Source organism: Aromatoleum bremense (assembly GCF_017894365.1).
Classification (GTDB): domain Bacteria; phylum Pseudomonadota; class Gammaproteobacteria; order Burkholderiales; family Rhodocyclaceae; genus Aromatoleum; species Aromatoleum bremense.
In genome coordinates this window covers 963,290-988,792 of sequence record NZ_CP059467.1, presented here as the reverse complement: position 1 = coordinate 988,792, position 25,503 = coordinate 963,290, and the positions used below count along the sequence as shown (strand labels likewise).

21 protein-coding genes are annotated in these 25,503 nt (G+C 67.9%); 8 read left to right on the top strand and 13 right to left on the bottom strand.

Annotated features, from left to right (window positions below):
* Nucleotides 1-103: 103 nt before the first annotated feature.
* Nucleotides 104-1,177 (top strand): DNA polymerase IV, encoded by a 1,074-nt coding sequence (gene dinB, locus pbN1_RS04655; protein WP_169201538.1) that lies wholly within the window; start codon nucleotides 104-106, stop codon nucleotides 1,175-1,177.
* An 8-nt stretch (nucleotides 1,178-1,185) separates the two neighbouring features.
* Here the strand turns inward: dinB and pbN1_RS04650 are convergent, their stop codons facing one another.
* Nucleotides 1,186-1,737 carry a cob(I)yrinic acid a,c-diamide adenosyltransferase gene (locus tag pbN1_RS04650; protein WP_169201539.1) on the bottom strand — a complete coding sequence of 184 codons (552 nt, stop codon included), beginning with the start codon at nucleotides 1,735-1,737 and terminating at the stop codon, nucleotides 1,186-1,188.
* Nucleotides 1,738-1,867: 130 nt separating this feature from the next.
* Between pbN1_RS04650 and alaS the strand changes: the two genes are divergently transcribed.
* Complete coding sequence (alaS, locus tag pbN1_RS04645) at nucleotides 1,868-4,489, top strand: alanine--tRNA ligase (RefSeq protein ID WP_169201540.1); 2,622 nt, start codon at nucleotides 1,868-1,870, stop codon at nucleotides 4,487-4,489.
* A gap of 112 nt (nucleotides 4,490-4,601) precedes the next feature.
* On the opposite strand, the gene pbN1_RS04640 is transcribed toward alaS, so the two are convergent.
* The 4 genes from pbN1_RS04640 to pbN1_RS04625 all read right to left on the bottom strand — a co-directional run bounded on the left by pbN1_RS04640 (nucleotide 4,602) and on the right by pbN1_RS04625 (nucleotide 7,737).
* Nucleotides 4,602-6,014 carry a phosphomannomutase/phosphoglucomutase gene (locus pbN1_RS04640; RefSeq protein WP_169201541.1) on the bottom strand — a complete coding sequence of 471 codons (1,413 nt, stop codon included), beginning with the start codon at nucleotides 6,012-6,014 and terminating at the stop codon, nucleotides 4,602-4,604.
* Between the two features lie 88 nt (nucleotides 6,015-6,102).
* Nucleotides 6,103-6,534 (bottom strand): YybH family protein, encoded by a 432-nt coding sequence (locus tag pbN1_RS04635; protein ID WP_169201542.1) that lies wholly within the window; start codon nucleotides 6,532-6,534, stop codon nucleotides 6,103-6,105.
* 71 nt (nucleotides 6,535-6,605) lie between these two features.
* Complete coding sequence (locus pbN1_RS04630) at nucleotides 6,606-6,806, bottom strand: zinc-finger domain-containing protein (RefSeq protein WP_169117583.1); 201 nt, start codon at nucleotides 6,804-6,806, stop codon at nucleotides 6,606-6,608.
* A 10-nt stretch (nucleotides 6,807-6,816) separates the two neighbouring features.
* Complete coding sequence (locus pbN1_RS04625; RefSeq protein ID WP_169201543.1) at nucleotides 6,817-7,737, bottom strand: branched-chain amino acid transaminase; 921 nt, start codon at nucleotides 7,735-7,737, stop codon at nucleotides 6,817-6,819.
* A gap of 289 nt (nucleotides 7,738-8,026) precedes the next feature.
* Here pbN1_RS04625 and pbN1_RS04620 point away from each other — a divergent pair, with 289 nt between their 5' ends.
* From pbN1_RS04620 to mnmA, 3 genes are read left to right on the top strand one after another with little or no spacing between them, the layout of a single operon-like run.
* Nucleotides 8,027-8,482 carry an NUDIX hydrolase gene (locus pbN1_RS04620; protein ID WP_169201544.1) on the top strand — a complete coding sequence of 152 codons (456 nt, stop codon included), beginning with the start codon at nucleotides 8,027-8,029 and terminating at the stop codon, nucleotides 8,480-8,482.
* A gap of 11 nt (nucleotides 8,483-8,493) precedes the next feature.
* Entirely contained in the window at nucleotides 8,494-9,207 is a 714-nt protein-coding gene (locus pbN1_RS04615; RefSeq protein ID WP_169201545.1) for a hypothetical protein, read from the top strand.
* A gap of 16 nt (nucleotides 9,208-9,223) precedes the next feature.
* Nucleotides 9,224-10,321 (top strand): tRNA 2-thiouridine(34) synthase MnmA, encoded by a 1,098-nt coding sequence (gene mnmA / locus pbN1_RS04610; RefSeq protein ID WP_169201564.1) that lies wholly within the window; start codon nucleotides 9,224-9,226, stop codon nucleotides 10,319-10,321.
* A gap of 38 nt (nucleotides 10,322-10,359) precedes the next feature.
* Here mnmA and pbN1_RS04605 read toward each other — a convergent pair whose 3' ends face one another.
* The 5 genes from pbN1_RS04605 to glnE form a co-directional block, all read right to left on the bottom strand.
* A complete protein-coding gene (locus tag pbN1_RS04605) occupies nucleotides 10,360-10,533 on the bottom strand; it encodes a hypothetical protein (RefSeq protein WP_169201546.1) in 174 nt (57 codons plus the stop codon).
* A 48-nt stretch (nucleotides 10,534-10,581) separates the two neighbouring features.
* A complete protein-coding gene (locus pbN1_RS04600; protein WP_169201547.1) occupies nucleotides 10,582-11,511 on the bottom strand; it encodes a hypothetical protein in 930 nt (309 codons plus the stop codon).
* A 148-nt stretch (nucleotides 11,512-11,659) separates the two neighbouring features.
* The gene (locus pbN1_RS04595) at nucleotides 11,660-12,112 is read right to left on the bottom strand and encodes a SixA phosphatase family protein (protein ID WP_169201548.1); all 453 of its coding nucleotides are present in this window, start codon (nucleotides 12,110-12,112) and stop codon (nucleotides 11,660-11,662) included.
* Nucleotides 12,113-12,210: 98 nt separating this feature from the next.
* The gene (locus pbN1_RS04590) at nucleotides 12,211-13,719 is read right to left on the bottom strand and encodes a CYTH and CHAD domain-containing protein (RefSeq protein WP_169201549.1); all 1,509 of its coding nucleotides are present in this window, start codon (nucleotides 13,717-13,719) and stop codon (nucleotides 12,211-12,213) included.
* A 118-nt stretch (nucleotides 13,720-13,837) separates the two neighbouring features.
* Entirely contained in the window at nucleotides 13,838-16,522 is a 2,685-nt protein-coding gene (glnE, locus tag pbN1_RS04585) for a bifunctional [glutamate--ammonia ligase]-adenylyl-L-tyrosine phosphorylase/[glutamate--ammonia-ligase] adenylyltransferase (protein ID WP_244857164.1), read from the bottom strand.
* A gap of 139 nt (nucleotides 16,523-16,661) precedes the next feature.
* Here glnE and pbN1_RS04580 point away from each other — a divergent pair, with 139 nt between their 5' ends.
* The 3 genes from pbN1_RS04580 to tldD all read left to right on the top strand — a co-directional run bounded on the left by pbN1_RS04580 (nucleotide 16,662) and on the right by tldD (nucleotide 22,916).
* Complete coding sequence (locus pbN1_RS04580) at nucleotides 16,662-20,549, top strand: YhdP family protein (protein ID WP_169201551.1); 3,888 nt, start codon at nucleotides 16,662-16,664, stop codon at nucleotides 20,547-20,549.
* Nucleotides 20,549-21,388 carry a carbon-nitrogen hydrolase family protein gene (locus pbN1_RS04575; protein ID WP_169201565.1) on the top strand — a complete coding sequence of 280 codons (840 nt, stop codon included), beginning with the start codon at nucleotides 20,549-20,551 and terminating at the stop codon, nucleotides 21,386-21,388. The genes pbN1_RS04580 and pbN1_RS04575 overlap by 1 nt, the downstream gene beginning before the upstream one ends.
* Nucleotides 21,389-21,470: 82 nt before the next feature.
* Nucleotides 21,471-22,916, top strand: a complete 1,446-nt coding sequence (tldD, locus tag pbN1_RS04570) for a metalloprotease TldD (protein WP_169201552.1) — start codon at nucleotides 21,471-21,473, stop codon at nucleotides 22,914-22,916.
* Between the two features lie 71 nt (nucleotides 22,917-22,987).
* Here tldD and pbN1_RS04565 read toward each other — a convergent pair whose 3' ends face one another.
* From pbN1_RS04565 to pbN1_RS04555, 3 genes are all read right to left on the bottom strand, one after another.
* Entirely contained in the window at nucleotides 22,988-23,317 is a 330-nt protein-coding gene (locus pbN1_RS04565; protein WP_169201553.1) for a BON domain-containing protein, read from the bottom strand.
* A gap of 223 nt (nucleotides 23,318-23,540) precedes the next feature.
* Nucleotides 23,541-24,941 (bottom strand): sigma 54-interacting transcriptional regulator, encoded by a 1,401-nt coding sequence (locus pbN1_RS04560; RefSeq protein ID WP_169201554.1) that lies wholly within the window; start codon nucleotides 24,939-24,941, stop codon nucleotides 23,541-23,543.
* The gene (locus pbN1_RS04555) at nucleotides 24,938-25,498 is read right to left on the bottom strand and encodes a hypothetical protein (RefSeq protein WP_169201555.1); all 561 of its coding nucleotides are present in this window, start codon (nucleotides 25,496-25,498) and stop codon (nucleotides 24,938-24,940) included. Before pbN1_RS04555 ends, pbN1_RS04560 begins: the two co-directional genes overlap by 4 nt.
* Nucleotides 25,499-25,503 lie beyond the last annotated feature (5 nt).

Genomic DNA, 25,503 nt, shown 5'->3' with positions numbered 1-25,503 from the left:
GCCGACCTGCCGCAAAACGCCGCGCCTTCCCGGTCCGCGCGCGATGGATGCCGGGGTCGGCGCCTGAAGCCGCAGCGTCGATCCTCCGCATCGGGCACAGCGCGTGTCGCGCAAGATCATCCACTGCGATTGCGACTGCTTCTACGCGGCCGTCGAGATGCGCGACGATCCGTCGCTCGTCGGCCGCCCGCTCGCGGTCGGCGGCAAGCCCGGCGAGCGCGGTGTCGTTGCGACGTGCAACTACGAGGCGCGCGCTTTCGGTGTGCGTTCGGCGATGTCGAGTGCGCACGCGCTGCGGCTGTGCCCGCACTTGCTGCTGTTGCCGCCGGACTTCACCCGCTACCGTGCGGCGTCGCGCCAGATCCTCGCGATCTACCGCGAATACACCGCGCTCGTCGAACCGCTGTCGCTCGACGAGGCCTATCTCGACGTCACCGCCGTCGATCGCTGCCGCGGCAGCGCGACGCTGATGGCGCAGGAGATCCGCAGCCGCATCCATGACGAAGTCGGCATCACCGCGTCGGCGGGCATCGCACCGAACAAGTTCGTCGCGAAGGTCGCGAGCGACTGGAGGAAGCCAAACGGGCAGTTCGTCGTGCGCCCGGAAGAGGTCGACGCCTTCGTCGCCGAGTTGCCGGTGAAGAAGATCTTCGGCGTCGGCAAGGTCACCGCCGAGCGCCTGCTGCGGCTGGGAGTGGAGACGTGCGGCGATCTGCGCGGCTGGAGTCTCGCCGATCTGACGCGCGAATTCGGCAGCTTCGGCGCGAACCTGCACCGGCTGTGCCGCGGCATCGATGACCGGCCGGTCGCGCCCGACCGCGAGCGCAAATCCCTGTCGGTGGAGACGACCTACAACCGCGACCTTCCCGACCTGCAGGCCTGCCTCGAGGCCTTGCCGGCGCTCGTCGAGGAATTCTCGCGCCGCATGACGCGGCTGCGCGACGGCGAGACGGTGCACAAGGTTTTCGTCAAGGTGAAGTTCTCGGATTTCACGCAGACGACGGCGGAATGCGTCGATCCGGCGCCCGTCGCCGAAACCTGGACACGGCTGCTCGCCGAAGGCCACCGCCGCCGCGGCCTGCCGGTACGTCTGCTTGGCGTCGGCGTGCGCTTCGCTGCCTGCGCGGCGCCGGACCCGCAGCTTCCGCTGTTCGCGGACGCCGACGGGGCGGAGTGAGGCGAACTTCAGGCGTTCTTGCCTTTCTGCCACAGCACGTCGCCGCGGCCGGCGGCACGGTTGAGCACGCGGCCGAGCACGAACAGCAGGTCGGAAAACCGGTTCAGATACTGGCGCGGCCCGTCGTTGACCGCTTCTTCCTGTCCCAGTGCAACGATCGCGCGTTCCGCCCGGCGGCAGACCGTGCGCGCGAGGTGCGCGAGCGCCGCGGCGCGGCTGCCGCCGGGCAGGATGAAGTCCTTCAGCGGTTCGAGCGGTTCGTTGAGCCGGTCGAGTTCGGTCTCGAGCTTGTCGACATGCTTTTGGCTGATCATGCTCATGCCGGGGATGCAGATCTCGCCGCCGAGGTCGAAGAGATCATGCTGCACGTCGGTCAGCAGCGCCTGCACGTCGTCCGGCAGGTCCTCGCACAGCAGCAGCCCGACGACCGCGTTCAGTTCGTCGACTTCGCCGAGCGTGTCGATACGCCGGCTGTTCTTCGCCACACGCTTGCCGTCGCCCAGCCCGGTCGTCCCGGCGTCGCCGGTGCGGGTGTAGATCTTCGAGAGCCGATGTCCCATTTTCTCGTCTTCCTGTGCAGTTGGGGTCGGCCGATTATAGGCGAAGCCTCTCGGCCTCCTTTCATCCGTTAGAATTGCCGTTTTACGAATTCCGCTGTGTCGATCCGATCAGTCCAGGCGAACCTCACCCATGAAAAGCGCTGAAATCCGCGAGAAGTTCCTGAAGTTCTTCGAATCCAAAGGTCACCAGATCGTCGCCTCCAGTTCGCTGGTGCCGCACGACGATCCGACGCTGCTGTTCACCAACGCCGGGATGAACCAGTTCAAGGACGTCTTCCTCGGCTTCGACAAGCGGCCGTACAGCCGCGCGACGACGTCGCAGAAATGCGTGCGCGCCGGCGGCAAGCACAACGACCTCGAGAACGTCGGCTACACGGCGCGGCATCACACCTTTTTCGAGATGCTGGGCAACTTCAGCTTCGGCGACTATTTCAAGCGCGACGCGATCACGTATGCGTGGGAACTGCTGACCGACGAGTTCAGGCTGCCGAAGGACAAGCTGTGGGTCACCGTCTACGCCGAGGATGACGAGGCCTACGATATCTGGACGAAGGAAGTCGGCGTGCCCGCCGAGCGCGTGATCCGCATCGGCGACAACAAGGGCGCCCGCTACGCGTCCGACAACTTCTGGATGATGGGCGACACCGGGCCGTGCGGACCCTGTACCGAGATCTTCTACGACCACGGCCCCGAGATCCGGGGCGGTCCGCCGGGATCGCCCGATGAGGACGGCGACCGCTACATCGAGATCTGGAACAACGTCTTCATGCAGTTCAACCGCGACGAGGCCGGCGTGATGCATCCGCTGCCCAAGCCCAGCGTCGACACCGGCATGGGCCTCGAGCGCGTCTCGGCCGTGCTGCAGCACGTGCATAGCAACTACGAGATCGATCTGTTCCAGAACCTGATCCGCGCGGCGGCGCGCGAGACCGCGTGCGCGGACCTCGACAGCCCTTCGCTGCGCGTGATCGCGGACCACATCCGGGCGTGCTCGTTCCTGATTGCCGACGGCGTGATCCCTGGCAACGAAGGGCGCGGCTACGTGCTGCGCCGCATCATCCGGCGCGCGATCCGCCACGGCTACAAGCTCGGTGCGCGGGCCGCGTTCTTCCACCGGCTGGTGCCGGACCTGGTCGCCGAGATGGGCGCGGCGTACCCGGAGCTGAAGGCCGGGCAGGCGCGCGTCGCCGACGTGCTGAAGCAGGAAGAGGAGCGCTTCTTCGCGACGATCGAGAACGGCATGGCGATTCTCGAAACCGAGCTCGCCGCGATGACGGCGGCCGGTAACCAGACGTTCAACGGCGAGACCGCGTTCAAGCTGCACGACACCTACGGCTTTCCGCTGGATCTCACGGCGGACGTCTGTCGCGAACGCGAAGTCACCGTCGACGCGGCGGCGTTTGGCGCCGCGATGGCGCGGCAGAAGGAGCAGGCGCGTGCTGCCGGCAAGTTCCGCATGGCCGCGAACCTCGAATACGAGGGGCCGGAAACCGTGTTCCACGGCTACGAACGGCTCGAGGAGCGCGGCAAAGTGCTCGCGCTGTACAAGGACGGCGCCTCGGTCGCGGAACTCCAGGAAGGCGACATCGGCGTCGTCGTGCTCGACAACACGCCGTTCTACGCCGAGTCCGGGGGCCAGGTCGGCGACCGCGGCGAACTGCGCGGCAGCGCCGGCATCTTCGCAGTCGAGGACACGCAGAAGATCCAGGCGGCGGTGTTCGGCCACCACGGCGTCGTCAAGACCGGCAGCCTCTCGGTCGGGCAGGAACTCGTCGCGCGTGTCGACGGCGAGGCGCGCGCGAGCACGCAGCGCAACCATTCGGTCACGCACCTGATGCACAAGGCGCTGCGCGAAGTGCTCGGGGGGCATGTGCAGCAGAAGGGCTCGCAGGTCGACCCCGACAAGACGCGCTTCGACTTCGCGCACACCGCGCCGCTGTCGCCCGAGGAAATCCGCGAGGTCGAAGAGATCGTCAACGCCGAGATCCTCGCCAACGTCGCGACCGAGGCGCGGGTGATGCCGATCGACGAAGCCCAGAAGTCGGGCGCGATGATGCTGTTCGGCGAAAAGTACGGCGACGAGGTGCGGGTGCTCGCGATCGGCTCGAGCAAGGAACTGTGCGGCGGCACGCATGTGGCCCGCACCGGCGACATCGGCCTGTTCAAGATCGTCTCGGAAGGCGGCGTAGCGGCCGGCGTGCGCCGCATCGAGGCGGTGACCGGCGCGAACGCGCTGCGCTACGCGCAGGAGCAGGAGCGGCGCGTGCAGGGCATTTCGGCGCTGCTGAAAGTGCAGCCCGACGAGGTCGCGGAGCGCATCGGCGCGATCCTCGACAACGTGCGCGCGCTCGAGAAGGAGCTTGCGCGGACGAAGTCACGGCTTGCCGCGAGCCAGGGCGACGAGCTCGTCGCGCAGGCGGTCGAGGTGCGGGGCGCGAAAGTGCTCGCCGCGATGCTCGAAGGCGCCGACGTCGCGACGCTGCGCGAGACGCTCGACAAGCTCAAGGACAAGCTCAAGTCGGCAGTGATCGTGCTTGCGGCGGTCGCCGACGGGCGCGTGAGCCTGATCGCGGGGGTCACGGCCGATCTGACTGCGAAGCTGAAGGCCGGCGAACTCGTGAACATGGTCGCGCAGCAGGTCGGCGGCAAGGGCGGCGGTCGCCCGGACATGGCGCAGGCAGGCGGCACCGAACCGGCGCATCTGCCGGCAGCGCTCGCGTCGGTCAAAGCCTGGGCCGAAGCGCGCCTCTGATCGCCCCCGCTTCCGGAAAAAGCCGCCTGCGGGCGGCTTTTTTTCGGTTCCAATCGGCAGCGCGTCGACGGCACCCGCGGCCGGCCGTCCCTTCGCAGGCGGGGCGGGTCGCTCAGAACGGCAGTTGCACGCCCGGCCAGACGCCTTCGATCGCGCGCCTGAAATCCGCCTGGATGCGCTCGATCGCTTGCTGCGAGTCGGCTTCGAAGCGCAGCACGACGACCGGCGTCGTGTTCGACGGCCGCGCGAGGCCGAAGCCGTCGGCGTATTCGACGCGCACGCCGTCGATCGTGACGACATCGCTGGCGTCGTCGAAGCGCGCGGACTCCTTCAGCCGGCGCACGAGCTCGAACGGCTCGCCTTCGGCCATCTTGATATTGAGCTCGGGCGTGCTCACCGCATCGGGCAGCGCGTCGAGCACCGCGCTCGGATCGGCTGCGCGCGACAGGATCTCGAGCAGCCGCGCGCCGGCGTACAGGCCGTCGTCGAAGCCGAACCAGCGCTCCTTGAAGAACACGTGGCCACTCATCTCGCCGGCGAGCGGCGCGCCGGTTTCCCTGAGCTTCGCCTTCACGAGCGCGTGGCCGGTGTTCCACATCGTCGGCTTGCCGCCGTGCTCGCGGATCCAGCCGGCGAGGTTGCGCGTGCATTTGACGTCGTAGATGATCTCGCCGCCCGGCACGCGCGACAGCACGTCGGCGGCAAACAGCATCAGCTGGCGGTCGGGGTAGATGATCTGCCCGGCTTTCGTGACGACGCCGAGGCGGTCGCCGTCGCCGTCGAACGCGAGGCCCAGTTCGGCGTCCGTGTCGCGCAGCGCGCGGATGACGTCCTGCAGGTTCTCAGGCTTGGACGGATCGGGGTGATGGTTCGGGAACGTGCCGTCGACGTCGCAGAAGAGTTCGACGAGCTCGCAGCCGAGGCGGCGGAAGAGCTGCGGGGCGACCGCGCCGGCGACGCCGTTGCCGCAGTCGATGACGATCTTCATCGGGCGGGCGAGCTTCACGTCGGAGGTGACGCGGTCGAGATAGGCGTCGACGACCCGGGCTTCGCGCAGCTGGCCCGCGCCGTGCGCGAGATCGTTGTCGACGATGCGCCGGCGCAGGTCCTGGATCAGGTCGCCGTAGAGCGTCTCGCCGCCGAGCACCATCTTCAGGCCGTTGTAGTCGGGCGGATTGTGGCTGCCGGTGACGCTGACGCAGGAATCGGTGCCGAGATGGTAGGCGGCGAAGTACGTCAGCGGCGTCGGCACGCAGCCGATGTCGACGACATCGACGCCGGCGGCGCGGATGCCGTCGGCGAGCGCGCCCGCCAGCTCCGGTCCTGACAGACGCCCGTCACGGCCGATCGCGATCGCGCGCTGCGAGCGTTTCCTGGCCTCGGAGCCCAGCGCGTGCCCGATCGCGCGCACGGCCTCGGCGGTGAGCGTCTTGTCGACGATGCCGCGAATGTCGTAGGCCTTGAAGATCTCGGGGGCGGGCGGAGCGTAGGAGGAGGGCGTGGCGGAGTTCGGAGTAGGGGGCATGGCGCAGGCCGGTCGATGGTGGGTGAATGACGTCGGGCATTATCGCAGACCTGCCGGTGCGCGCCCTGTCCGGGCTGTTACAGCCCGTTCAGTGCATGACGTGCGGCGCGCCGTGAGCCGGGGCATGCGGGTTTTCCGGCGCCGGGGACGCGTGGTGCATGACGAGGCGCCAGCCGAGCGCTCCCCGCGTATAAACGTTGGTCGCGATCATCGGCGGCGGCAGCCGGTCCTCGCCTTCGACTGTGACGTGTTCGATCACGTTGTGGATCGTCAGCAGCATGTTCTGGCACACCACGTGGTGGGAGGTGCGCACCTGGAGGCGGACGCCGCCCGCGAACAGCTGGCGCCAGGATTCCCGCACCGCAGCGAGCCCGACCAGGCGCGGGGTGTCCGGATGCACGCAGACGACTTCGTCATCTTCCGACCAGACCGTCATCATTGCGTCGAGGTCGGAGCGTGCCAGCGCATCGTAGAACGCCGCTTCCGCTTCGGCGACCGAAGTGTAGATGGGTTTGCTCACGATGAGTTTGCTCGTCACGGGGGGCATTTTCGCCCCCGTTGATGGAACGGACTGCCGCGCGGCGGAGCCGTTCAGTGATGGCCTTTCGGATGCTCGCCGGTGAACACGTACTTCGCGCTGCAGTACGGGCACACCGCTTCGCCTTCCTTCAGCACGTCGAGAAACACCCGCGGGTGCCGCGCCCACAGCGGGGCGTCGGGGCGCGGGCAGGCGAGTGGCAGGTCGGCCGCGGTGACGGCGATCGGCTGGGTCTTGTCGCGAGTTTCGGCCATGGAGGAATCCTCAGACGTGGGTGAGCCAGCGCTCGTATTCGGGCGCGCGGCCATTGACGATATCGAAGAAGCGGGCCTGGATCTTCGCCGTGATCGGGCCGCGACGGCCTTCGCCGATCGTGCGGTTGTCGAGTTCGCGGATCGGTGTCACTTCCGCCGCCGTGCCGGTGAAGAAGGCTTCGTCGGCGATGTAGATGTCGTCGCGCGTCATGCGGCGCGACTCGACCGTGTAGCCGAATTCGCGCGCGACCTGGATCACCGAGTCGCGCGTGATGCCGGTCAGCGCCGAGGCGATCTCGGGTTCGTAGATCTTGTCGTCCTTGATGACGAAGAGGTTCTCGCCCGAGCCTTCGGCGACGAAGCCCTGGGTGTCGAGCAGCAGCGCCTCGTCGTAGCCGTCTTCGGTCGCCTCGAGGTTCGCGAGGATCGAGTTCGCATAGCTGCCGGACATCTTCGCACGCGGCATCGTGACGTTGACGTGGTGGCGGGAGTAGGACGACGTCTTGATGCGGATGCCCTTCTCGAGGCCTTCCTCGCCGAGGTATGCGCCCCACGGCCAGGCGGCGATGGCGACATGCACCGTCGCGCCGCGCGTCGAGATGCCCATCTTTTCCGAACCGTAGAATGCGAGCGGGCGCAGGTAGCAGGATTCGAGCTTGTTGGCGCGCACCACTTCCTTCTGCGCTTCCATCAGCTCTTCCTTGGAGAACGGGATCTCCATGCGGTAGATCTTGCCCGAGTTGATCAGGCGCTGCGTGTGCTCGGCGAGGCGGAAGATCGCGGTGCCGCTGGCGGTGTTGTACGCGCGCACGCCCTCGAAGACGGCCAGGCCGTAATGCAGGGAGTGGGTCAGGACGTGAGTCGTGGCTTCGCGCCACGGCACGAGTTTGCCGTCCTGCCAGATGAAACCGTCGCGGTCAGCCATGGACATGGTGCGTGTTCTCCAGCGGAAAATCAGGTTGGTGAAAGCGTCCGCGGCGAAGCGGATCAAGCGGGCGATTCTAGCGCAAAGTCCGGTATTTTTGCCGGGCTGCGGCGCGTTCGCGGCAGGTGCCGGGGCGTGCCGCCCATGCGCCCGGCAAGTCGCCGGACGGTTTTGGTGAAACAAAACGGCGGACGACGAAAAGCCGTGGGCGGCTGGGCGTCATCGCGTGCCGTCGCGACGCGACCTTCAAGGGCAGCGCCCGAGGCGCTAAAATCGCGCCTTTGCCCGGCAAGCGATGAACAGATCCTGGAAACCCAACGTCACCGTCGCGGCGATCATCGAACGCGGCGGCCGCTTCCTCGTCGTCGAGGAAGAGACCGCCGACGGATTGCGTTTCAACCAGCCGGCGGGTCATCTCGAAGAAGGGGAGTCGCTCGTCGCGGCGGCGACGCGTGAAGTGCTCGAGGAGACCGCGTACCGTTTCGCGCCGGAGTGCCTCGTCGGCGTCTACCAGTGGCCGGTGCCGGACGGCGACATCACCTACCTGCGCTTCGCCTTCGGCGGCCCGGTGCGCGGCGAGTCGACCGGCGCGAAGCTCGACGACGGCATCGTCAGGGCGGTGTGGCTGACGCCGGACGAGCTGCGCGACTGCACGCCGCGTCACCGCAGCCCGCTCGTGATGCGCTGCGTCGACGACTGGATTGCCGGGCGCCGCTACCCGCTCGAGTTCATCACGCACTACTCCGGCTGACTGCGGAACCGATGCATCGTTGGTCGTTCGTGTTCGCGATGTCCGCCTGCGGTGCCGTGCAGGCGGCGGCCTCCGTCGACGTCTGCTTCAATTACGGCTGCGCAGCGAGTGCGGAAGTCCGCTTCGCCAACGAGCGGCTCGACGAGGTCGGGCGCCTGTTTTCGGAGGCGGGCGATGCAGAGCGGGAGCGGGCGGCGATATCGCTCGCGGTCGCCGCATTGCACCGGATCGCCGGTGAACAATCGCCGATCGGCGCCGATCGTGCCGGCAATTTCCTCGATAATGGCATCGACGGGCGGATGGACTGCATCGACCACGCGACAACGACCACGCGCCTGCTGGGGCTGATGGCAAGCCGCGGCTGGCTGCGCTTTCACCGCGTGCTGGAGCCGGCGCGCCGCTCGCGCGTGATCTTCCAGCATTTTTCGGCGCTGATCGAGGAGGTCGGGCCGCCACCCCGGCCCGCGGCACCGGCCGCCCCTGTTGTTGCGGCGGGAGGCGTTCCGGATCACGTGCCGCTGTTGCTGGCGCTGTGCGACTGCCAGAATGTCATCGACGACATCTCGCGACCGCGCGACCCCGATGCGTCCCCTCCCGGTGCTGCAGGCATCGCTGCCCCGGGTGGACGTTTCGTCGTCGATAGCTGGTTCGGAAATCATGGCGAGCCGGCAGTCGTGCTGCCGCTGGCCGAATGGCTCAATGGAGAAGGACCGAATGTCCAGTAATACCGATCCCAACGGAATGAAGGTCGTCGTCGGCATGTCCGGCGGCGTCGACTCCTCGGTGACCGCGCTGCTGCTCAAGCAGCAGGGTTACGAGGTTACCGGCCTGTTCATGAAGAACTGGGAGGACGATGATGACGACGAGCACTGCTCGACGCGCCAGGATCTCGTCGATGTCGCGTCGGTCTGCGACGTCATCGGCATCGACCTCGAGGTCGTCAATTTCTCGGCCGAGTACAAGGACCGCGTGTTCGCCGATTTCCTGCGCGAATACGAGGCCGGGCGCACGCCGAACCCGGACATCCTGTGCAATTCCGAGATCAAGTTCCGCTGCTTTCTCGATCACGCGATGGCGCTCGGCGCGGACCGCATCGCCACCGGACACTATGCGCAGGTGCGCGAATGGGTCAATGACGGGCGCAGCGAATACCAGCTGCTGAAGGCCGAGGACGGCACGAAGGACCAGAGCTACTTCCTGTACCGGCTGAACCAGGCGCAGCTCGCGAAGACGCTGTTCCCTCTCGGCGCCCTCTACAAACGCGACGTGCGCCGCATCGCGGCCGAGGCCGGCCTGCATGTCGCCGGGAAGAAGGATTCGACCGGCATCTGCTTCATCGGCGAGCGGCCGTTCCGCGAATTCCTGATGCGCTACCTGCCGATGCGCCCGGGCGAGATCCGCAACCTCGACGACGGTTGCGTCATCGGCGAGCACCAGGGCCTGATGTACCACACGATCGGCCAGCGCAAGGGCTTGCACATCGGCGGCATCAAGGGCCGCCAGGACGACGCGGGCGAGCACGATGCGTGGTATGTCGCGGGCAAGGACGTGAAGGCCAATGTGCTGTACGCGGTCCAGGGGCACGAGCATCCGGCCCTGCTGAAGACTCGCCTGGCCGCGACCGACCTGCACTGGATTGCCGGCCGCGACCCGCACACGCACTGGGTATACACCGCCAAGCCGCGCTACCGGACGCCCGACATGCCGTGCGAGATCGAGGCGATCGCCGGCGGGCGCGCCGAGATCGTGTTCGCGGAACCGCAATGGGCGTTGACACCGGGGCAGAGCGTCGTCGTGTATGAATCGAAGGTGTGCCTCGGCGGCGGCGTGATCGCCTGACCGCGCCGCGCCGCTCCGGTCGGGCGCGGCCGTGACGCTCAGCGCCCGCTCTTGGGTCCGAGACTCTTGCGGAGCAGTTTTTCGATCAGCGGATTGACCGGCGCCTTCGCCGCGTTTTCGGCCCCCGGGCGGAACCGCTCGGGCGTGCCGTCGCGCTTCATCCGGCCCTGGATTTTCAGTCCGTTGAGTTTCTCGAGATCGGTGCGTTTCATCGACTTTGTCCTGGCAGGAAGCGGCCGCGTGAGCGGGCCGGTGTGGGTTCAGGGCAGGTTCATGCAGCCCTGGAAATGGCTGTGGATTCTCGCACTGTAATGTTCGCAGCGCTCGATGTATTCGCGTGTACTCTTGGGCATCGGCACCCGCGCCCGGGTGATGTGGCCGACGAGATCGCGGCCTTTGACGATCAGCTGCAGCCCGTCGGCCGCAAGCTGCAGGTCCTCCGCCGAGGTGGCGCCGACGAGCCGCGGTGCAAACGCGGCGAGCTCCTCGCCGGCCACTGCGAAATCCGCCCACACGTCGAAGATCGCCGGGTCGGTGCGCAGCGTTTCGCATTTGATCTTGGCGGCCTCGGTGAATCGGATCACCAGGCCTTCGACACCTTCGAACAGCCGCGTTCCGCCGAAAGTGCTGACGATCACCTGCGCAATGCGGTCGATGTCGCGCAGCGTCTGGGCGATCTTGATGTAGCGGCTGTCGTAGAAGGCTTCGACCGGGATCGAGAATGCACGGAACGGCTCGCCCCACAGCTCGTCGATGCCCTCTTCGCCGCTGCGATGTAGCACCATTTTGCCGAAGGTCAGCGCTTCCTGCAGACAGAAGCCGCACTCGCGCATCAAGGCGTTTTCCTCGTCAATCTCGATGCCCAGCTCCTGCAGTTCCATGAGTTTCGTGAAGATGTCGGTCGCACGGTTGAACAACGCTCCCGCGAGCATCGCTCCCTTGACCCGCTTGCGCGCAGGATCGGCCTCCGACTCGAAGGCCTGTCGCGCTTCGTTCAGCCGGCGTCCCGGGATGTTGATGCCGTGTTCGACGTGATTGAACAGCCGGCGCGTCAAGGCTTCGATCAGCTGCTTCTTTGCCCGCAGCGAGTCGGCGGGCGGATCGTAGGCCTTGATCCAGTAACCGTCGTAGTAGACGCGTTCGATGTTTTCGATGACGCGGACAGTGCCATTGGCGATCAGTGTGTTCATGGCGGGCCGTTTCGGTTCATGTAGCCGACAGTTTAGGCATGAAACCAGGGATTGTGCACTGCAAAAAACCATGTTCCGCCGTCATCCCGTATGCGGCTCGCCCCATGTTGGGCACTTCGGGCGTTTCCTGGCGCCCGCCACCCCTCAGTTACGTGAAATCGGCAGGGATCGCGGCACGCAGCACCGTCTGCGGTTCGCCTTCGCGCACTCGATTGTTGAACCACCACAACGCGCCTTTCTTGATCGTCCAGTCGGCTTCCGCACCGCACAACAGCAGCGCCGCGAGCCGCCCGAGCGTGGGCTGATGGCCAATGATGAGGCACGCGCCGCGCGCCTCCGGCCAGCGGGCCGCGGCGAGGAGATCCGCAACGCCGGCCTCGGGCCCGATCGACGGCACGATCTCGAAATCCCGCGTGAACGCCAGCGCGGTCTGGCGCGTGCGCATCGTCGGGCTGACGAGTATCCGCAGCGCTTTCGGCCGGTGCTCGTCGAGCCAGCGCGCCATCCGTCGCGCCTGCTCGCGGCCGCGTGCGCTAAGTTCGCGAGCCTGGTCCGGACTGCCTTCGACGGCCTCCGCGTGACGCCACAACAACAAATCCATCGCTTGCTCCCCGGTCAAAAGGACGACAGCCTGAATGCGGCCGGTTGCGCCGCGATGACGAGTCGACCCTCGCGCCAGGTTCGAGTGCCCTTGCGCGCTCAGCGGGACCACGGGGTCTTGCCCCGCAGCAGCGGCCGGAGCTCGCGCAGCGCACGCCGCGCCAGGCGCGCAGATCTCGGACTGTGCCAGCCGCAGACGAAAGCCGTGGCGGCGCGCAGTTCGGCGTCCTCGCCGGCCCAGCCGAGCAGACGTCCGCGCGCGACGTCGACGTCATTGACGAACCCTAGCGCATCCTGCGCCCGGACGATGCGCTGAAGATGGCGTTTGCCGGCCTTCGCGGGGAACAGCGGAGCGAAGAACTCGACGCCGTAGCGCAGGCGCTTGAGTGCGATCCGCAACGCGTGCAGATGCGCTGGCACGAAGTCAGCCGCGGCCTCGAAGCGCCGCCGCACTTTCTTGCGCAGGCGCGTGAGCTGGAGGCGCGCGAAACTGCGCAAATCGACCGCGCCGATCAGGTCACTCGTCGGCAAGGCATGGAGTGCAGTGGTGAATTCGATCAGCAGGCGGCCTTGGGCAGCGAGGTCGAGGCCGCGGATCGCCGCGTCGCGCGCTTCATCGCGTGCAGCAAGGGCGAGTCCGGCCAGCCGCGTGACTGCCAATTCTTCGACCGTCGCGCCGGCGACGACAGGAGCGAGCACTTCATCGTAGAGCACGTCGAGGTCCCGCGTGTCGCCGAAGCGATCGGCATTGTGCTTCAGTCGTTCGCGCCAGTCGGCGACGAAATCCGCGGGCAGGGCGGGCGCGAACAGCGCGAGCAGCGAGCGCAAGCGTCGCAACGCGACGCGCAACTGGTGGGTGAATTCCTCCGGCTTGCCGGCATGCGTCATCGCGCCTGCGTTCGCCTGCCATTGTCGCAGGCACGAGAATGCGAGCGCCCGGAACGCTTCGACCGGAGTCTCTTTCGCGTCGATCGTCGACGCTTCGGCGCGCATCGGTTCGGGTGCGTAGCCCAGATGCAGCCGGTAGCCGCGTTCGGCCTTGCTGACGTCGTTCGGCAGCAGCGGGAGGTCGGCGGCGAGTTCGCACGCGAGGCGCAGCAGGTCGAGCGGATGCCCTTCGACGAGCTCCAGCTCGAGCTCGCAGATCGGTTCGCGATGTTCGCCGGCGATCACTTCGCCGGTGTCGATCATCATCAGGATGCGCACGCCCTCGCCCGCTGCGTAGAGGCGCGTCTCGCGACGAAAGCGTGTCGAGAACACCGGCTGCAGCGCCGCTTCGTGCCGCTTCAGCAGCTTCAGCACCTTGGGCGCATCGACGGTGGAGAAGTCGAAGGCGCCGCTGTAGGGATGTTCCCATTCCGGGCGCTGGGTCAGGCCGCCGGCGGAGACGGCCGAGCATTTCACCGTCTGCAGCCGTACCCGCCCCTGGCGGCGAATGCGAAGCGCTACTTTGCGCTGCTTCAGCGCGAGGTCCGGGGTGTCGAAGTAAGTGTTGTCGAGCGTCACCGCGTTGCCCTGTCGGGCGGCACCGCTGAAGATCGGATGGCGGCGCAGCGCAGGCACCGCTTTCGTGGGCAGGCTGAGTTTGAGTTCGATTTCCTGGCTCATTGGAAGGTGGCGGGCCACGGGTGAAGAAGTGGCCGATTGTAATCCTCGTGCCGTTACCGGCAGATGCATGGCGATGCGATGCGATGCGTGCACCGGGGGAGTTCGGGGGCGCCGCGGCTCAGGCGCTGCCGAACATGATTGCCCAGAGCGCCTGGACCGGCTCGCGAGCGGCCGCGACCTCGTCCGGATCGACCAGCGACAGCAGGCCGTTGAGGCGCTGGCGGTGCTGCAGGCGACGGAGCAGGCGGTAGCTGTCGCCGCAACGCGTCGCGAGTTTCGCCGGGATCAGGCCGAGTTCGCCGGCGATGCGCAACAGCGCGATGTTGCCGAGGTTGCCGGTGAGCTCCGGGTAGCGGTGCGCGTGGCCGAGCACGAGGTACTGGACCAGGAATTCGACGTCGACGAGGCCGCCGGCGTCGTGCTTGAGGTTGAAGCGCTCGCTTTTCCCGGCGTGCGCGTCGCTCATCCTGCGGCGCATTGCCAGCACTTCGGCACGCAGCGTGGCCAGGTCGCGCGGCAGGCGCAGCACTTCGCAGCGGATGCGCTCGAAGGCCGCACCGATCGTCGCGTCGCCGGCGGCGAAGCGGGCGCGCGTCAGCGCCTGGTGTTCCCACACCCACGCCGATTCGAGCTGGTACTTGCGGAAGGACTCGATCGATGTCACGAGCAGGCCGGAATCGCCGTTCGGGCGCAGCCGCAGGTCGGTCTCGAACAGGATGCCGGCGGCGGTCTGGCTCGACAGCCAGGTGTTGATGCGCTGCGCGAGCCGGGTGTAGACCTCGAGCGCCTCGGGGGCCGGGTCATCGAAGAGGAACACGATGTCGAGGTCCGATGCGTAGCCGAGCTCCTTGCCGCCGAGCTTGCCGTAGGCAATGACGGCGAACGCCGGGTCGTCGCGGTGGCGGATCTTGATCTTGCGCCACACCAGCGGCAGCGCGAGTTCGAGCATCAGGTCGGCGAGCGCCGACAGGTGGTCGGCGAGTTTCTCGACGGTCAGCAGGCCGGCGATGTCCTGCGTCAGCAGGCGAAAGACCTGCGCGTGGTGCTGCTCGCGCATGACGTCCATCTGGCGCTCCATGTCCGGCTCGAGCGCGTCCAGCGTGTCGCGCATCTGCGCGCGCAGCGCGTCCCAGTCGGGTGCCGGTTCGAGATTGCGGTCGTCGAGCAGTTCGTCGAGCAGGATCGGGTGGCGCGTGAGATATTGCGCGGCCCAGCGCGACGCGCCGACGAGGTCGGCGACGCGTCGCAGCGCCTGCGGATATTGCTGCAGCAGCGCGAGGTAGGCGCCGCGGCGGCTGATCGCCTCGATCAGGTCGAGGCAGCGCGCGAGGGTTTCGTCCGGGCCCGGGGTGGCGGCGGCGACTTCGACGACTCGCGGCATCAGCGCGTCGAGGCGGCTGCGGATGTGGTTCGGCAGCTGCTGGTAGCGTGCGCTGCCGTGCAGCGCCGCGAGCCGGTGTGCGGCGCCGGACGGGTCGCCGTAGCCGAGGCGCGAGAGGATCGGCTCGGCCTGCTCGACGTCGCGCGCGGCGGCCCACATGCTGTCGAGCGTGTGGGCTTCCTCGCTCGGATCGCCGAACACGTGATCGAAATGCCGGCTCACCGCGGCGCGATGGTGGTCGAGCACGGTGAGGAAGGACGCGTAGTCGGGAAAGTTCATCGCCCGCGCGATGCACTCGCGGTCTTCGTCGTTGCCGGGCAGGTCGTGTGTCTGCGCGTCGTCGAGGTACTGCAGCCGGTGCTCGAGGCGGCGCAGGAAGTCGTAGGCTTCGGCAAGTTCGCGCACCGTCTGCGGCGTGAGGATGCCGCGCTCGCCGAGCAGCGCGAGCACGTCGAGCGTCGCGCGCACCTGCAGCCCCGGTTCGCGCCCGCCGCGAATCAGCTGGAACACCTGCGCGGTGAATTCGATTTCGCGGATGCCGCCCGGCCCGAGCTTGACGTTGTTCACGCGGTCGCGCCGCGTGACTTCGCGCCGGATCTGCGCGTGCAGCGCGCGCATCGCGTTGATCGAGCCGAAATCCAGGTACTTGCGGAATACGAACGGGCGCGCGATCTGTTCCAACTCGTGATAGCGCTCGCCGGCCAGCACACGCGCCTTGATCCACGCATAGCGCTCCCATTCGCGGCCCTGGGTGATGAAATAGTTTTCCAGCGCATCGAAGGAGCACACCAGAGGGCCCGAATCGCCGTTCGGCCGCAGCCGCATGTCGACGCGGAACACCTGGCCATGCTCGGTGACGTCGGCGAGCGCCTGAATCATCTGCTTGCCGAGCCGTTCGAAGAATTCGAAGTTGCTGATCACCTTGTTGCCGCCGGTGTCGCCGTCCTCGGGGTAGACGAAGATCAGGTCGATGTCCGACGACACGTTGAGTTCGCGCCCGCCCAGCTTGCCCATGCCGATGACCAGCAGCTCCTGCTCCCAGCCGGTCGGCGACAGCGGCGCGCCGTAGCGCGCAACCAGTCCTTCGCGCAGCACGTCGTATGCGGCGCGGATCGTCACCTCGGCGAGGACGGTCATCGTTTCGGTGACTTCGGCGAGGTCCGCGAAGCCGTTCAGGTCGCGCGTCAGCACGTGGCAGACGACCCAGCTGCGCAAGTGGCGCAGGCTCGCCCGCAGCCTCGCTTCGTTGAGGCCGCGGCTCGCGAGGAACGACGACATCGCCTCACTGTCGAGCGGTTGTGCGAGCGAACCCGCGAGCTGCGTGGCGAGCCACGGCCGGCTGTCGAGCATGCGGCGCATGAATCGGGAAATGGACGCGGCGTGGCGGAGCGCTTCGGGTAGCGGCGAGGAGTCGACGGACATGGGAGGCGAGCTCCGGATCATTGTTAGAATGGCGGGCTCCTGACGCCGCGTGGCGGCGTCGGCGCGGAGGACGTGGAGCGGATTGTAGCCAAGCCTGTCCGTTTTCAGTCGTGCAGCATCGGCCTCAAGCATTATCGAGATGAACGCTCCTTCCGTCCTTCCTGCCGCAAACGACGCCGCGAGCACGGGAACGCGCCGCCGCGCCCCGTGGCGTCCCTTGGCGATCGGGCTGGCGGTCGCATTCTTCGTCGCGGCGCTGTCGTTCCTGTTCGTGCGCGACGTGCTGCTGCCGCGTGCCGACCAGTATCGCGGCCACATCGCCGCGGTGATCGGCGACGCCGTCGGCCTGCCGGTTTCGATCGACGCCCTGTCGGCAGACCTGTCAGGGCTGCGTCCGCGCCTGCATCTGTCGGGCGTCGAACTGCGCGATCGCGAAGGCCGTCCTGCGCTGCGGCTCGAGACCGTCGATGCGACGCTTGCGTGGTCGTCGCTGCTGCGCGGGCAGCCGCACTTCCACAGGCTCGTCCTGCATGCGCCGCAACTGGCGTTGCGGCGCGATGCCGGCGGGCAGCTCTTCGTTGCCGGGATTCCCGTCGACTCGAGTGGCCCTTCCGGCGGGCTGTCGGACTGGTTGTTCGGGCAGCGCGAGATCGTGATCCGCGATGCGGTGCTGAGCTGGCACGATGCCCGGCGCGCAGCCCCGGAGCTGCGGCTCGAACACGTGAATTTCCGTCTCACCCATGCCGGGGGGCGTTACCGCTTCGGCCTGCAGGCCGCGCCTCCTGCTGCGCTCGCGTCGACCCTCGACCTGCGCGGGGACGTCGCGAGCGCACAGCCCGCGGCGCCCGCGACGTGGAGCGGCGAGCTTTATCTGGCCCTCGCGCAGGCCGACTTCGGAGGATGGCGCGCGTGGATCGACTACCCGATCGAACTTGCCGGCAGCGGCGGCGTGCGGGCGTGGCTGGATCTCACGCACGGGCAGCCCGAGGCGTTCACGGCGAATTTCGCCGCCGATGAGGTCGCGACGCGCCTTGCTGCAGACCTGCCCGAACTGCAGCTTGCCAGTGCCCGCGGCTGGCTGTCCGGGCGGCGTTCGCCGGGCGGGCTGAGCGTTTCGGCGCGGGCGCTGGAAATCGTCACCGGCGACGGCCTGGACGTTGAACCCGTCGATCTCGATTTCACGCTGCGCGAGCCAGTCGACGGCAAGCCGGACGGGGGACAGTTCAGCGCCAACCGGCTGGATTTCGCCGTGCTCGCGCGTCTGGCGGCGCATCTGCCGTTCGACGAGGCGGTGCGGGCGCGCCTTGCGGCGGTCGATCCGCAGGGGCGGCTGGAGGACTTGCACGTCGCGTGGCGCGGCGACGTCGCGCGGCCGGACACATGGAGCCTGAAGACCCGGTTCCACGATATCGGGCTGCGCCCGCAAGGCGTGCTGCCAGGCTTGGCGGGGCTGTCCGGCGAGATCGAAGGTGACGAACAGCGCGGCCGTTTCCGTCTCGCCGGGCAGGACATGGCGCTCGACCTGCCCGCGGTCTTCCCGGAGTCGCGCCTCGCGTTCTCGATGCTGCGCGCCGACGGCGGCTGGACGCGGAAGGACGGACAACTGGAGATCGCGCTCGACCGCGCGAGCTTCGACAACCCGGATGCCGCCGGCAGTGCTTCCGGCTGGTACCGGCCTGCGGCCGAAGGGCGCGGAGAAATCGACCTCGCGGCGCACCTGACGCGCGCCGAAAGCAAGGCCGTGTGGCGCTACCTGCCGAAAGTCGTCAACGACGCGACGCGCGACTGGCTGCGCCGCGGCCTCAGTAGCGGAACGGTACCGGAGGCGCGGTTGCGGCTGCGGGGCAAGCTCGACGACTTTCCGTTTCGCAACGGCGAATCGGGCCAGTTCCTGGTGACGACGCGCGTCGCCGGAGCAAGCCTCGACTATGCTGAAGGCTGGCCGGCGATCACCGACATCCACGGCGAAGTCCGTTTCGAGGGGCCGGGGATGCGAATCGTTGCCGAGCGGGCGCGCATCTTCGGCGCGACGCTGGGCCGCGTCGTCGCCGACGTGCCGGAGCTCGACGCGCCTGCCGGCGAGGTGATGACGATCGACGGGCGCGCAGGCGGTCCGACCGCGGAGTTTCTCCGCTTCGTGTCGGCGAGTCCGGTCAGCGGGCGGATCGACGGTTTCACCGACGGCATGCGCGCCGAGGGGCGCGGAACGCTCGACCTGAAGCTGGTGATGCCGCTGCGCGACATCGCCGGCAGCTCCGTGAAAGGCGAATTCCGCTTTGCCGACAATCGCCTGTGGCTGGTCGACGCGTTGCCGCCGGTGACCGAAGCCGCGGGCAGGGTGCGTTTCACCGAAAAGGATCTCGCCATCCCGGGTGCGCACGGACGGCTTTTCGGCGAACCGATGCAACTGGTCGCCAGTGCCGCGAAGGACGGCGGCGTGAGCTTCAGGGCGACGGGTGCGGCAAGCATCCAGGCGTTGCGGCAGACGCAGGACTGGCCGGTGCTCGCGCACCTGTCGGGGACGTTGCCCTGGCAGGCGAGCATCGAGCTGCGCGCGCAGCAGACCCGCGTCGTCGTGCAGTCCGACCTGTCGGGGGTGGCGTCGAGCCTGCCGCAGCCGATGAACAAGAGTGCGACGGCGCGCTGGCCGCTGCGCGTCGCGCTCGCCTTTCCCGGCGGCGCGCGTGAGGACATCCGCGTCTCGCTCGAAGGGCGTGCCGAACTCGACCTGGTGCGGCGGCGCAGCGAGCAGGGATGGGAGATCGAACGCGGCGGCCTGGCGCTGTTTGCGCCGCTGCGTCAGGCCGAACGCGGCGTGATGGTGGTCGCCAACCTCGATGAGCTCGACGTCGATGCGTGGCGCGCGGTTTTCGATGGCGAGGAGGCCGCCGGTGAGCCGCCGGGCGCCGGCACCGCCGGGCAGATGCCGCCGCTGGCGGGCATCGAGCTGCAGGCGAAGCGCGCGACGGCATTCGGGCAGAGCCTGTCGGGGGTGCGGATCGCTGCCCGAACCGATGCTGGCGGCTGGAAGGGACGCATCGCGAGCACCGAAGTCGAGGGCGAGTTCGACTGGCGCGAGCGCGGCGAAGGTGCGCTCGAGGCGCGTCTGAAGCGTCTTGTCGTCGGTGCCGCGGACGAGGGCGAGGGTGGCGGCGCGGATCCGCTCAAAGCCTACGAACCGCCGCGCCGGCTGCCCGGACTGAATGTCGTCGCCGACCGCTTCGTGCTGCGCGGCATCGACCTCGGACGCCTCGAACTGCAGGCGCGCAATCGCGGCGCTGTCTGGCATCTCGATGCCCTCGCGATCGCCAATGCCGACGCGACGCTCACGGGGCGCGGCGAGTGGCGTCCCGGCGCCCGCGCCAGTACCGCGCTCGATTTTCGTCTCGAAGCCAACGACATCGGCCGTTTCGCGACGCGCATGGGCTACGAGGAGGCGGTGCGCGGCGGGCATGCGGTCCTCAGCGGCAAGCTCGGCTGGAGCGGCGCGCCGACGCGCATCCACTACCCGTCGTTATCGGGCGGGATGCTCGTCGAAGCGGGCAACGGCCAGTTCCGCAAGCTCGAGCCGGGCATGGGCCGCCTGCTCGGCGTCCTCAGCCTGCAGGCGCTGCCGCGACGGCTGACGCTGGATTTTCGCGATGTCCTCAGTGAAGGATTCGCGTTCGATCGCATTTCCGGTAGCATCGACGTGAGCGCTGGCGTCATGCGGACCGATGATCTGCTGATCCGCGGCCCGGCGGCCCGGATCCTCATGAGCGGTTCGGCGGACGTCGAAAGGGAAACCCAGGATCTGAAGGTCACCGTTCAGCCGACGCTGTCCGAATCGATCGCGATCGGCGCGGCGGCCGGACTGATCAATCCGGTCGCCGGCGTCGTCGCCTACGTCGCCCAGAAAGCGCTCAGCGACCCGATCGAAAAGCTGTTCGCCTTCAATTACGCGATCACCGGCAGCTGGGCGGACCCGAAGGTCGAGAAGCTCGCCGGCCGTTCGGCCGCGGCAAATCCGCAACCTGACCAGGAATGATGAACGTGAGCGTGTCCCCAGACCCTTCGCCCGGAGCGTGCCGGATCGCGGCGATCCAGACCGTGTCCGGCCCGGACGTCGCGGAGAACCTGCGCGTCGCCGCGGCGCTGGTTGCCGAAGCGGTGGCCGGCGGCGCGCGGCTCGTCGCGCTGCCGGAGTATTTCCCGCTGATCACGCCGGACGAAACGGCGAAGGTCGCGATCCGCGAATCCGAAGGCGAGGGCCCGCTGCAGGACTTCCTGCGCGAGGCCGCCGTGCGTCATCGCGTGTGGCTCATCGGCGGCACGATTCCGCTCGTCGCCGAAGCGGACGGCAAGGTCCGCAACAGCACGCTGGTGTATGACCCGTGCGGCGAGCAGGTCGCCCGCTACGACAAGATCCATCTGTTCGGCTTCCGCAAGGGCAGCGAACAGTACGACGAGGCCGCGACGATCGAGGCCGGGCGCGAGGTGGTCACGTTCGACGGCCCGTGCGGCCGCGTCGGGTTGTCGGTGTGCTACGACCTGCGTTTCCCCGAACTCTTCCGTGCGATGGGCAAGGTCGATCTGATCGTGTTGCCGGCGGCCTTCACGTGGACGACCGGTCGCGACCATTGGGAAGTGCTGCTGCGTGCGCGCGCGATCGAGAACCAGTGCTACGTGATGGCGCCTGCGCAGGGCGGACACCACCCAGGCGGGCGGGTGACCTGGGGACACAGCCTGATCGTCGACCCGTGGGGCGAGGTGCTCGCATGCCGGGACGAAGGGCCCGGCATCGTCGCCGCGGACCTCGACATCGAGCGTATCGCGGCGGTGCGCGAGAGCCTGCCGGCGCTGCGGCATCGCTGCCTCGCAACCTGAACCCGGGCGTGCCGGACGAGACTCCGGTGACCTTTATCGGGTCGGCCCTGTCGAACAGGGCGACCCAACGACTGGACAAACAATGAGCCCCACACAAAACCCGCTTAAGGTTGCCGACCGCTACCTGCTGAACCCCTACGATCTGGGCCATCCGGAACTCGAAAAAGTGTTCCGCAAGCTATTGAGCCACCGGCTCGATTACGCCGACCTGTATTTCCAGTATCACCGTTCCGAAGGCTGGAGCCTCGAGGAAGGCATCGTCAAGTCCGGCAGCTTCAACATCGAACAGGGTGTCGGGGTGCGCGCGATCTGCGGCGAGAAGACCGCCTTCGCCTACTCCGATGACATTTCCCTGCCGGCGCTGACGGCGGCTGCCGAAGCGACGCGGGCGATCGCCGACGCCGGCGGCCGGCGCAGCGTCGCGGTGCAGGCGCATGCCGGCCTGCCGCGCCTGTACCGCGCCGACGATCCGCTCGCGTCGCTCGACGACACCGCCAAGGTGAAGCTGCTCGAACGGCTCGAACGCTTCGCGCGCGACGAGGACCCGCGCGTCACGCAGGTGATGGCGCACATCGCGGGCTCGTGGGAGGTCGTCATGGTGATGCGCAGCGACGGCCACATGGCGGCCGACGTGCGTCCGCTGGTGCGGGTTTCAGTCACTGTGATCATGGAAGAAAACGGCGACCGGGAGCAAGGCAGCGGCGGCGGCGGCGGACGCTTCGACTACGGTTATTTCGACGACGACCGGCTGCGTGAATATGCCCTCGCGGCGGTGCATCAGGCCCGTACGAATCTCGGCGCCGGGCCGGCGCCGGCCGGTACGATGAGCGTCGTGCTGGGGCCGGGCTGGCCCGGCATCCTGCTGCACGAGGCGATCGGCCACGGCCTGGAAGGCGACTTCAACCGCAAGGGCAGTTCCGCGTTCTCCGGGCGCATGGGGCAGCAGGTGGCGGCGAAAGGCGTCACGGTCGTCGACGACGGCACGCTGCCGGATCGCCGCGGCTCGCTGACGATCGACGACGAGGGCAATCCGACCGAATGCACGGTGCTGATCGAGGACGGCATCCTCACCGGCTACATGCAGGACACGATGAACGCGCGCCTGATGGGGGTGAAGCCGACTGGCAACGGCCGCCGCGAGTCGTTCGCGCACCTGCCGCTGCCGCGCATGACGAACACCTACATGCTGAACGGCGACAAGTCGCATGAGGAAATCATCAAGTCGGTGAAAAAAGGCCTGTACGCAGCCAATTTCGGCGGCGGGCAGGTCGACATCACGTCGGGCAAGTTCGTCTTCTCGACCGCCGAGGCCTACCTGATCGAGAACGGCAAGGTCACGCGACCGGTCAAGGGCGCGACGCTGATCGGCAACGGCCCGGACGCGCTGACGCGCGTATCGATGATCGGCAATGACATGGCCCTGGATCCGGGCGTCGGCACGTGCGGGAAGGATGGCCAGAGCGTGCCGGTCGGGGTCGGCCAGCCGACGCTGCGCATCGACGGGTTGACCGTCGGCGGGACCGGCTGAAGATTGCCGGCGCCCCGTCCGTCCCAAGCGTCGGGACGCGTAGCCGCCGCCCGCGTGCCGGGCGGTGCCGTTCAGGGTTCGGTGACCTCGATCGCGTTCTCCACCTGGCGTACGCCGCGGACCGCCATCGCGTTGCGCTGTGCGCGCTCCCGCTGCGCTGCGGTGGTGACGACGCCGGCAAGCGTCACCTGCCCCCCTTCTGCGGAGACCGCAATATGGGTCTGCTGCAGCGCCGGATCTGCGACGAGCGCATTCTTGACGTCGCGCTGCAGGCCACGGTCGCGCTCGTCGGGCGGGGCAGCTGCGGAAGCCATGTCCGCGGCCTGGGCGGGAGTGTGGGCGATGCAGAAAGCGATTGCGGTGGTGGTGAGCACGGAGGCAACGGTCTGCCGTCTGATCATGCGCGGACTCCTTTGCAATAGGTAGGCTGAAAAGGCGAGGGTCGGATCCCCCCGCCTTGCAGCAGCCTTCGTGCCAGTTGCCCCGAATGGCGGGTTCGATCAAGGGGTTGCCGTAGCGGGGCAGGTCGCAGGTGCGCGTTCGCCCGCTGCCCGGCCGAATTTTGTCGGGCGGTGGCGACCAAAGCGCGGTGCTCGGAGACAAGACGCTGTATCGATGGCGTTATTATTGTCGTTCGCGGGCGACAACCCCGCCGTCGCGGAACAAGCTCGGAGTCAGCGCATGCCGTTGTAGCAGGCGGTAGAACTCCGTCCGGTTGCGGTCCGCGAGGCGCGCCGCGTCCGAAACATTGCCGTCGGTGAGTTTGAGCAGCTGGATGAGATAGTTGCGTTCGAAGCGTTGCTTCGCTTCGGCATAACTCAGGGCTTCGATGCTCGGCACTCGCAGCGCCCGCTCGACCAGTGCAAGCGGGATCAGGGACGTCGTCGCGAGCGCGCAAGCCTGTTCGACGACGTTCTGCAGCTGGCGGATATTTCCCGGCCAGGCTGCTGTCGCGAGTGCTTCCATCGCTTCGGGGGCGAAACCGCACAACCGTTTGTGGTATTTGCGTCCGATCACCTGAAGGAAGTGGTTGGCGAGCAGTGGGATGTCCTCGCGGCGCTGGTCGAGCGTCGGCAAGGTCAGGCTGACGACGTTGAGCCGGTAGAACAGGTCCTCGCGGAACTGCCCCTCGGCAAGCGCGAGCTCCAGGTCGCGGTGCGTCGCGGAGATGATCCGCACGTCGATCGGCTCGGCACGACTCGCCCCGACGGGGCGCACGGCGCGCTCCTGTAGCACGCGCAGCAGCTTGACCTGCAGCGCGAGCGGCATGTCGCCGATCTCGTCGAGAAACACCGTGCCGCGATTGGCGGTGAGGAAAAGCCCGGTGTTGGCCGTTGCCGCGCCGGTGAAGGCGCCTTTCACGTGGCCGAAGAGTTCCGATTCGAGCAGCTGTTCCGGAATCGCGCCGCAGTTGATCGCGACGAACGGCGCGTTCGCGCGGCTGCTGATGCGGTGGATTGCGCGCGCGAGCAATTCCTTGCCAGTGCCGCTGTCGCCGCGGATGAGGATGCTCGCGTCCGACGCGGCGACGAGGCGGGCTTCGTCGAGAACGGTCGCCATGCGGTTGCTGTGGCTGATGATTTCATCGCGCCAGTCGTTGTCATCGGCGTCGTCCCCCACGTGCATCGGGCCGCCCACCTGCAGCGCCTGCGCGATCTTCTCGAGCAGCGCCTGGCTGTCGAAAGGTTTGGTCAGATAGCCGAAGACGCCGCGGGAGGTCGCCTCGACGGCGTCGGGAATGCTGCCGTGCGCGGTGAGCAGGATCACCGGCAGCACCGGGCAGGTGCGCCGGATTTCCTCGAACAGCGCGAGCCCGTCGCGGTCAGGCAGGCGCACGTCGCTGACGACCAGGCTGAAGCGTTCGACCGCGATGCGCCCGAGCGCCGCCTCCGCCGTCTCGGCGGTGCTGACGCGATAGCCGCTCGCGTGCAGGCGCAGCGACAGCAGCTTGAGCAGGTCGGTGTCGTCGTCGACGAGCAGCAGGTGGGCGCCGGCAGTGGGAGCAGGGCTGTGAGTGGCTTTCATCGCGTGATCCTCCGTTCCGTCGGCGGTGGCGGCGGGGCCGCATGGGCGGCCGGGCGCTCCGGCAGCGTGCGTTCGATCTCGGTCAGCGCCTCGATCTTTTCCTCGAGCTGCCGGGCGTGCCGGCGGCTTTCCTTGAGATGCTGGCCGGTGCGTTCGAGTTGCCGGGTGAGGGATTGCGCCGCCGTCTCGAGACGTTGTTGCTCGGCAAATTGATCGGCGAGCAGCCGCGCCAGCGGACGCAACGCGACCGCCGCGGGTCGTGTCGATGCGTCGACCACTGCCAGTAGCGCCAGCGCGCGCGGAATATTGTTTCCCGGCGGGCAGGCGAGCGCGATCGCCTGGAGCAGCTGATTCAGCGGGTCGCCCACGCCGACTGCAAGGACCTCCCGTTCCCGTTCCAGCTCGGCCGGTTCGAGCTGGCGGACGAAATGGTAGTACTCGATCGCACTCTCGACTGCGAGCCGGCCGCCGTCCTTTGACGGATCGGCGCGCTCGTCGCCGCCCGCCCCCGGCGCAGCCAGGTTCGCGCACGCCCCGAGCAGGACGGCGGCCAGCAAGGCTA

Excerpts from the sequence above, each read along its gene's own strand:
- pbN1_RS04565 (WP_169201553.1), bottom strand. The coding sequence starts at position 23,317 with ATGATCAGACGGCAGACCGTTGCCTCCGTGCTCACCACCACCGCAATC.
- tldD (WP_169201552.1), top strand. The coding sequence starts at position 21,471 with ATGAGCCCCACACAAAACCCGCTTAAGGTTGCCGACCGCTACCTGCTG.
- pbN1_RS04600 (WP_169201547.1), bottom strand. The coding sequence starts at position 11,511 with ATGAACACACTGATCGCCAATGGCACTGTCCGCGTCATCGAAAACATC.
- alaS (WP_169201540.1), top strand. The coding sequence starts at position 1,868 with ATGAAAAGCGCTGAAATCCGCGAGAAGTTCCTGAAGTTCTTCGAATCC.
- pbN1_RS04605 (WP_169201546.1), bottom strand. The coding sequence starts at position 10,533 with ATGAAACGCACCGATCTCGAGAAACTCAACGGACTGAAAATCCAGGGC.
- pbN1_RS04595 (WP_169201548.1), bottom strand. The coding sequence starts at position 12,112 with ATGGATTTGTTGTTGTGGCGTCACGCGGAGGCCGTCGAAGGCAGTCCG.
- pbN1_RS04590 (WP_169201549.1), bottom strand. The coding sequence starts at position 13,719 with ATGAGCCAGGAAATCGAACTCAAACTCAGCCTGCCCACGAAAGCGGTG.
- pbN1_RS04620 (WP_169201544.1), top strand. The coding sequence starts at position 8,027 with ATGAACAGATCCTGGAAACCCAACGTCACCGTCGCGGCGATCATCGAA.
- pbN1_RS04580 (WP_169201551.1), top strand. The coding sequence starts at position 16,662 with ATGAACGCTCCTTCCGTCCTTCCTGCCGCAAACGACGCCGCGAGCACG.
- pbN1_RS04650 (WP_169201539.1), bottom strand. The coding sequence starts at position 1,737 with ATGGGACATCGGCTCTCGAAGATCTACACCCGCACCGGCGACGCCGGG.
- pbN1_RS04625 (WP_169201543.1), bottom strand. The coding sequence starts at position 7,737 with ATGTCCATGGCTGACCGCGACGGTTTCATCTGGCAGGACGGCAAACTC.
- mnmA (WP_169201564.1), top strand. The coding sequence starts at position 9,224 with ATGAAGGTCGTCGTCGGCATGTCCGGCGGCGTCGACTCCTCGGTGACC.
- glnE (WP_244857164.1), bottom strand. The coding sequence starts at position 16,522 with ATGTCCGTCGACTCCTCGCCGCTACCCGAAGCGCTCCGCCACGCCGCG.
- pbN1_RS04615 (WP_169201545.1), top strand. The coding sequence starts at position 8,494 with ATGCATCGTTGGTCGTTCGTGTTCGCGATGTCCGCCTGCGGTGCCGTG.
- pbN1_RS04640 (WP_169201541.1), bottom strand. The coding sequence starts at position 6,014 with ATGCCCCCTACTCCGAACTCCGCCACGCCCTCCTCCTACGCTCCGCCC.
- pbN1_RS04560 (WP_169201554.1), bottom strand. The coding sequence starts at position 24,941 with ATGAAAGCCACTCACAGCCCTGCTCCCACTGCCGGCGCCCACCTGCTG.
- pbN1_RS04575 (WP_169201565.1), top strand. The coding sequence starts at position 20,549 with ATGAACGTGAGCGTGTCCCCAGACCCTTCGCCCGGAGCGTGCCGGATC.
- pbN1_RS04630 (WP_169117583.1), bottom strand. The coding sequence starts at position 6,806 with ATGGCCGAAACTCGCGACAAGACCCAGCCGATCGCCGTCACCGCGGCC.